This window comes from Ramlibacter sp. (genome assembly GCF_041916345.1).
Lineage (GTDB): Bacteria > Pseudomonadota > Gammaproteobacteria > Burkholderiales > Burkholderiaceae_C > Ramlibacter.
In genome coordinates this window covers 1-6,169 of the sequence record NZ_JAYRZR010000144.1, presented here as the reverse complement: position 1 = coordinate 6,169, position 6,169 = coordinate 1, and the positions used below count along the sequence as shown (strand labels likewise).

The 6,169-nt window shown below is 70.5% G+C and carries 4 protein-coding genes; 3 read left to right on the top strand and 1 reads right to left on the bottom strand.

Annotation, left to right across the window (positions count from 1 at the left end):
* Positions 1-436: 436 nt before the first annotated feature.
* The 3 genes from ACE3T5_RS20735 (at position 437) to ACE3T5_RS20725 (ending at position 5,022) form a co-directional block, all read left to right on the top strand.
* Positions 437-1,435 (top strand): Bug family tripartite tricarboxylate transporter substrate binding protein, encoded by a 999-nt coding sequence (locus tag ACE3T5_RS20735; RefSeq protein WP_374670009.1) that lies wholly within the window; start codon positions 437-439, stop codon positions 1,433-1,435.
* 87 nt (positions 1,436-1,522) lie between these two features.
* Complete coding sequence (locus ACE3T5_RS20730) at positions 1,523-2,953, top strand: cytochrome P450 (protein WP_374670008.1); 1,431 nt, start codon at positions 1,523-1,525, stop codon at positions 2,951-2,953.
* 8 nt (positions 2,954-2,961) lie between these two features.
* On the top strand, positions 2,962-5,022 hold the full coding sequence (locus ACE3T5_RS20725) for an AAA family ATPase (RefSeq protein ID WP_374670007.1): 2,061 nt from the start codon (positions 2,962-2,964) through the stop codon (positions 5,020-5,022).
* Between the two features lie 284 nt (positions 5,023-5,306).
* On the opposite strand, the gene ACE3T5_RS20720 is transcribed toward ACE3T5_RS20725, so the two are convergent.
* A partial coding sequence (locus ACE3T5_RS20720) for a sensor histidine kinase (protein WP_374670006.1) occupies positions 5,307-6,169 on the bottom strand: 863 nt, incomplete at its 5' end.

Sequence of the window (6,169 nt, the reverse complement as noted above, 5' to 3'; positions counted from 1 at the left end):
TTGATGGTCTCAAGACATCCCGGTCGGGGTAGGGGAACAAGTGGGGGAACGGATCTATTGATCCCGCCGCGTTTCCCAATGAGATCAACAGCTTAGGTCGCCGTTTTGTATCCCATCAGCCACCCCAAGTAACGCCGGGCACAGCCCCTCCAGCGGCCCCTCATCGCAAGGTGAGGGGCCGTTGTCGTTGGAGCTCGATTCAGCTCGAATGATCAGAGCCGGCATCGCTTTCGACGAGTCGAAAGCGCGGCATTGGGCGGGGGCTTTCGCCATCAGCCCGAACCGGGTCGACGGGCAGCGCACCCTGAGGCGTTTGGGCCATGGTGCCGGCGTCAGTCGCCAACGGCCCGCCCGATGAGCACGGTTTGGGCAGCGTTCCGGATGGCACGGCCCGACCGGCCTACCGAGACTTCTGGGCTCATCACTGGAGCCCGACATGCACCACAACTCACGACGGCAACTGCTCGCCGGCCTCGCACTTTCCTTCGGGGGCATCGCGCCGCGCATGGCCCTGGCGGCAGATACCGTCTACCCCGCGAAGCCCGTCACCATCGTCGTGCCTTTCCCGCCCGGCGGGCCCAGCGACGCCATCGTGCGCGCCATCGCCGAGCAACTCGGCCAGCGTCTGGGGCAGCCCTTCATCACCGACTTCAAGGGTGGCGCGGCCGGCGTCATCGGCACCGATGCGGTGGCCAAGGCCGCGCGCGACGGCTACACGCTGTTGGCCGCCAGCTCGGACATGCTGGTCAACAACACCGCCACGTTCAAACAGTTGCCCTATGACCCTCTGCGTGACCTGACGCTCGTCACTCAGGTGGGCAGCCTGCCGCTGGTGCTGGCGGTGCATGCCGGCGTGCAGGTGGACGATCTGGCAGGCCTGTCGACCTACGCGTGGCAGCAGCGAGGTCGGTTCGGCTACGGCTCCTGGGGGCAGGGCACCCATGCGCATCTGGCCGCCGAATGGCTGCTCAATCGCCGCCTGGGGGCCGACTCGGTGCATGCCGTGTACCGCGGCCTCGCGCCCATGACGCAGGATCTGGTAGGCCAGCGCGTAACCGTGGCCTTCGGTGTGGCGCCGGCCTTTGCGCCCTTCGTGCAGGCTGGCAAGCTCAAGGTCATTGCCGTCACCGGCACCAGTCGCATCGCGGCCTTCCCAGAGGCGCGCACGTTCGCCGAGCAGGGCTTCAACGACGACATCTTCCAGTTCCGCCTGTGGATGGCGCTGGCCGCCCCCGCCGGCACCCCGCGCGCGGTGGTGGAGACGCTGCATCGCGAGATGGCGTCCATCATCGCCAGCGCGCCGCTGCGCTCGCTGCTGACCATCGGCGGTTTCGAGCCGGTGCTGAACACGCCCGAGCAGGCCCGCGCGGCGCTGGAGCGAGAACTGGCTACCGTGCCGCGGCTCGTGCGGGAGATGGGCGTGCCGCTGCAGTGAGGGCATGGCTGATTCGGCAGAACTTCGGCTGGCGCCCATTGACCACCTTGGTAACGATGCCGGCTTCACAACGCCCGCCGCGCCGCCATGGACCCGATCGCCCACCCGCCCGCAGCCCTGCCGCAGACCGCTCCTGAGCGTCATTGGCACGACCTGCCCAGCCCGCCCGGCTGGCCCCTGCTGGGCCACTTGCCGGGCTTCGACCCGCTGCGCTCGCACCTGGCCTTCGAGCATTGGGCGCGAGAGCTCGGCACACCCTACCGGATGCAGCTGGGCCCGGGCTATCGCGTGATGGTGTTCGACGATGCCGAACTCGCGCAGCAGCTCAGCCGCGAGCGGCCGCACGGCTTCTCGCGCGGCGGGCGCATCCAGCCAGTGGCCGCAGAGATGGGCTTCAACGGCCTGTTCTCGGTGGAAGGCGAGGCTTGGCAGGCGCAGCGCCGGCTCATCATGCAGTCGCTCAATGCCACGCACTTCAAGGGCTGGTTCGGCACGCTGGCCGGCATCACGCAGCGTCTGCAAGCGCGCTGGCAGCGCGCCGCGGCCGCTGGCGAGGTGCTGGAGATGACCGACGAGCTCAAGCGCTACACGGTGGATGTGACCAGCGCACTGGCCTTCGGCCGTGACCCCAACACCATCGACGACGCGCAAGGCGACCGCGTTCAGCGGCACCTGGCGCTGCTGTTCCCGGCCTTCATGAAGCGCGTGATGACGCCCTTCTCCTACTGGAAGTGGCTGCCCCTGCCGCAGGACCGGCGTGTCGATCGCGCGCTGGCCGCCGTGCATGCCCATGCCCGCGCCTGCATCGCCGACGCCCGCGCGCAGCTGTCCACCGCCGACCCATCGGCGCCGCGCCATGCGCTGGAAGCCATGCTCCTGCAGCAGCAGGCGCTGGGCCTGAGCGATGCCGACGTGGTGGCCAACGTCATCACACTGTTGCTGGCCGGCGAGGACACCAGCGCGCACAGCCTGGCCTGGACCCTGCTGTACGTGGCGGCTGATCCGCCGCTGCAGCAGCGCTGGCGCGAACGCGCGCGGGCCGTGCTGGGCGCTGCGCCCGTGTGCCCGCGGCACGAGGCGGTGCACGCGCTGGCCGGCTTCGAACACCTGGCCTTCGAGGCGCTGCGCCTGCGGCCGGTGGTGCCCTTCAACGGCTACGAGACCCTGCGTGACACCACCGTCGCCGGCATCGCCGTGCCTGCGCGCACCAAGCTCTTCTTCATCAACCGGCCTGCGCTCACCGACCCCGCGCGCTACCCCGAGCCGCAGCGATACGACCCCGAGCGCTGGGCCCGCGAGTGCGCGCACGACTCCCGCGCCTTCCTGCAGTTTGGTGCCGGGCCGCGCGTGTGCCCCGGCCGGCACCTGGCCACGGTGGAGATGCGGCTGGTGCTGTCGATGCTGCTGGCGCAGTTCGAGATGGAGCTTGCCTGCGACCCTGCGCAGATCGAGGAGATCAACGCCTTCACGATGATGCCCAGCCGCATGCCGGTGCGGCTGCGTCCGCATCCGCGATGATGGCGGTGATGAGCCCGCCCGCACCGCGCCCGGTAACGCTGGCCGACCGCCTGGCGGCGGCACGGAGGGCGCACTTCGTCGGCCGCGCCGAGGAGCGCGCGCGTTTCATGCGCATGCTGCGCGGCGTGGCCGAGCCGGTGTGGTTCCTGCACGGGCCGGGGGGCATCGGCAAGAGCACGCTACTGCGCGAGCTGGCGCGCGAGGCTGAGGCCAGCGAGCGTATCGTGCTTCAGCTTGACGCGCGTCACGTGCCGGCCACGCCCGAGGGCTGGCGACAGGCCATGGCGGCGGTGCTGCATGCGGATGGTGGCAGCCTGCCGCCACCCAGCAGCGTGCTGCTGGTGGACACCTTCGAGGCCATCGTCGCGCTGGAGACCTGGCTGCGCGACGAGGAACTGCCGCGCTACCCTGCCGACGTGATCGTGGTGCTGGCCGGCCGCACGCCGGCCGACCCCCAGTGGCGGCTAGATGCGGGCTGGTCTGCCGTGGCGGCCGTGACGCGCCTGCTGCCCTGGAGCGAGGCTGACGCGCAGGACTACCTGGCCGCGCGTCTGCCAGGCCGCGCCGTGCCGCTGCATCTGCTGTCCCAGGGCCGTGGCTACCCGCTGCTGCTGGCCCTGCTGGCCGATGCCGAGCGCCATGGCCGCGGAGCCGCGCTGCCCGCTGCGCCCGAGGGCGAGGCCCTGGTGCGCGAACTGCTCGCGCGCTTTGCCGTGGAGCTGGAAGACCCGCTGCGCCGCAACGCCTTCGATCTGCTCATCGTCGCCCGCACCGTGAACCTGCCGATGCTTTCTGAGGTGGTGGATGCGGCCGCGGCGCCGGCGCTGCTGGGCTGGCTGCGCACGCTGCCCTTCGTGGAGGCGGCTGACCTGCACGTGCAGGTGCACGACTTCGTGCGCGAGAGCTTCGCCGCTGCCTGGTCGGCGCGCGACCCGGACGAGATCGACCGCCTGCGCCTGCGCGCCATGCAGCACACCGTGCGACGCCTGGCCCGCGTGGGCAGCGACGAGACCGCGCGGCTGCTGAAGGACTGGCTCTTCCTGATGCGCCGCACGCGCGCCGGACCCTACCTGGACCACGCCGCGGTCGAGCGCCACCGCCTGGATGCCATGGACGCGCAGGCCGACCCGCCGCGCATCGAGGCGCTGGCCCGGGTGCGGCACGGCGAGGCGGCGGTGGCGCTGGTGCGCCACTGGCTGCAGGCGGCGCCGGACTCGTTCGTCGTCGTGCGTCGGCACGACGGCGCTTTTGCCGGCGCGTTGCTGGTCATCGAGCTCACCCGGGTGAGCGCCGAGGCGCTGGCAGGTGACCCGCTGGCCGCTGCCGCGTGGCGCCATGTGCAGGCCACGCGTGCGCCGCGGCCGTGCGGCTCGGTCTGGCTTGCCCGGCTGACGATGGACGAGACCGTTGCGGGTGTGCCGAACGCCGCCTTCTCGCTGGGCGCCATGCGCGTGACGCGCCGCGCGCTGCTCGAGCCCGATGCCGAGTGGACGCTGCTGGCCCACGCCGAACCCGCGGGCATGGAGACGGTCTACCGCAGCTTCACCCGCATCAACTGGGCTCACCGCGTGCCGGCGCTGGACCACCGCCTGGGCGACGAGGAATGGGGCGTGTTCGCGCGCGACTACGTGGCCGAGCCGGTGCCGCCTGAATGGCGGGCCTTGCCAGCGCCAGGGCAGGGCGGCGGTGGGCCCGTGCTCGGCAAGGATGCCTTCACCGCGGCGGTGAAGGACGCGCTGCGCCACTACGCACGCGAGGACAAGCTGGCGGCCAACCCACTGCTGGGCTGCCAATGGTTGGCCGGCCCCGACGCGGCGGCGCGCGTGGGCGCGCTGCGAGAGCATCTGCACCAGGCCGTGCAGGCCCTGGCCGAACACCCGGCCGACGCCAAGTTCCACCACGCGCTGCGGCTGACCTGGCTGGACCCCGGCGCTTCCCAAGAGCGCGTGGCGGAAGAACTGGGTCTGCCCTTCAACACCTACCGCTACCACCTGGCGCGCGGCACCGACCGCGTGGTGCAGGCGCTGTGGCAGCGAGAGTTGCAGTCGGCGCCGTTCGCAGCGCCCTGAACGGCGGGCGCTTCATGGCTCGCCGGTTGACGCTGAAGAGGCGTGATGCACGTTGGCGAGCCATTGCGATGGCGCCAGGACCGCACCAGAATGCAAGCGGCTGGCGATCTCATGACGTCCCGCCAGGACAAGGGGAACAGATGGGGGAACAGTTCGATGTTTCTCTGCAGGTTTCTCAGTGAGATCAACAGCTTACGTCGCCGTTTTGGTTCCCATCAGCCACCCCACCAGATCCTGAAAATGCCGGGCCCAGCGCCCGGCTTTTTCATGGCGAGGCCCGCGACTCAGGGCCGCGGCGAAAAGTCCCGCAGGGTCACCTGGCAAACGATGCCGCGCGGCTCCAGTTCGCGCCATTCGACCTCGCCGCCGAGCTGCTTGACCCGCTTTCGCACGCCTCCCAGCCCCAGGCCATGCGACCAGGCGCGCGGATTGCGGCCTTCGCCGTTGTCACCGACGATCAGCTCGAGCCGGCCCGAGCGCAGCGAGAACTCCACGTCGACGCGCGTCGCCCGTGCGTGCGCGATGGCATTGCTGACCAGTTCACGCAACACCCGCGTCAGCGCCGACCACTGCACCACGGACAGGAGGATGTCATCGTCCGACTCGAAGTTCCAGTCGAGCTGCACATGGGCCGCCGTCAGCCGTTGCGCCAGGTCGGCCTTCCACTCGGCGGCGGCATGCGACAGGCGATGGTTCGGCGCCGCCAGGCCGCGGGTCAGCGTCTTCAGGTCCTGCAGCGTGTGCCGCACGTACTCTTCCATCTCGGGCGACTGGGCCTTGTACATCAGCGTGAGCAGCCGCGCACCGATGTCGTCGTGCAGGTCCTGCGCGAGCCGCGCGCGCTCCTCACTGCGCCCTTGCTCGACAGCCTTGTCGAAGGCCACGGCGCGCCGCAGCTGTTCGACGACACGATCGGTCAGCCGTGCGTCTTCGCGAGTGAACAATCGTCGCCCGCGATTGGCGAAGCGGATCACGATGGATCGGCCAGCCGGTACGGCGTCGCCCGCCAGTTCGGGAACCGGGACGATCAGCGTGGAGCCGTCGCCCGACACACGGGTGGCGCTCACGTTGCGCTCCACGAGCACGGCCTCCATGGGCTCGAACAACTCGCGCAGCAACTGCGTCAGCAGCCCGGGCGTGCGATCGG